The 1,135-nt window shown below is 66.3% G+C and carries 1 protein-coding gene; it reads left to right on the top strand.

Annotated features, from left to right (window positions below; genetic code table 11):
* A partial coding sequence (locus tag EOA27_RS37440) for an AMP-binding protein (RefSeq protein WP_145970867.1) occupies positions 1–1,135 on the top strand: 1,135 nt, incomplete at both ends.

The following is a 1,135-nucleotide window of genomic DNA, read 5'->3' as shown; positions in this document are numbered from 1 at the left end:
AAGCCGGATTGCGCGGCGGATCGCATTTCGTTCGACGATTTCGGCCGCGACGCTCCTCTCAGTTTCGAGCGCGTGCCCTTCGACCACCCGGCCTATGTGCTCTACACCTCCGGCACGACAGGCGCGCCGAAGGCGATCGTCCATCGCGCCGGCGGCGTGCTGCTCCAGCACCTGAAGGAGCACCTGCTCCACGGCGACGTCCGCCCGGGCGACGTCATGAGCTGGTACACCAACACCGCCTGGATGATGTATCACTGGCTGATCTCAGGTCTGGCCTGCGGCGCGAGCGTGGTGCTCTATGACGGCGCGCCGATCCTGAAATCGGCCGATCGCCTCGACCCCAGTCCGCTCTGGAAAATGGCCGAGCGCGCTCGCGTCACGCATTTCGGCACCAGTCCTAAATACCTGGCGACACTTGCCGCCGAAGGTTACGCGCCGGGGCGCCTGCATGATCTCTCGTCGCTGCGTTCGCTGCTGTCGGCCGGTGCGCCCGTCTCACCCGGGCAGTTCGACTGGGTCTACGATCATGTGAAGCGCGACATGATCTTCGCTTCGATCTCCGGCGGCACCGAGATCATCGGCTGCTTCCTGCTGGGATCGCCGATCCATCCTGTGCGGCGCGGCGAGCTGACCGTGAAAGGGCTCGGCCTCGCCGTCGGCGTCATGGACGAGCGCAATGCGCCGGTCATCGGCCGGCAGGGCGATCTCGTCTGCACCGAGCCGTTCCCGTCCATGCCGCTGGCCTTCTGGGGCAAGGACGGCGACGCGCGCTATCACGCCACCTACTTCGCCGCACGCCGCGAGATCTGGACACATGGCGACGTCGCCGAGATGACGGCTTACGGCTCTGGCGTCATCCACGGCCGCTCGGACACGACGCTGAAGCCCGGCGGCGTGCGGATCGGCACGGCGGAAATCTACGCCGCCTGCGAGAATTTTGCCGAGATCGAGGATTGCCTGGTCTTTGGCGCGCCCATCGAAGGCGACGAGGAGATCGTGCTCTGCGTCAAGCTCAACGACGGCTTTGCGCTGACCCCCGAGCTCGCCATGCGAATTCGCAAAGCGATCCGCGAAGGCGCCTCGCCCCGTCACGTGCCGCATCGCATCCACGCGGTGCAGGCCGTGCCCTATACGC

The organism is Mesorhizobium sp. M2A.F.Ca.ET.037.01.1.1 (assembly GCF_003998075.1).
Classification (GTDB): domain Bacteria; phylum Pseudomonadota; class Alphaproteobacteria; order Rhizobiales; family Rhizobiaceae; genus Mesorhizobium.
The sequence above is the reverse complement of the archived record's forward strand: the minus strand, read 5'-3'. Positions and strand labels throughout refer to the sequence as shown.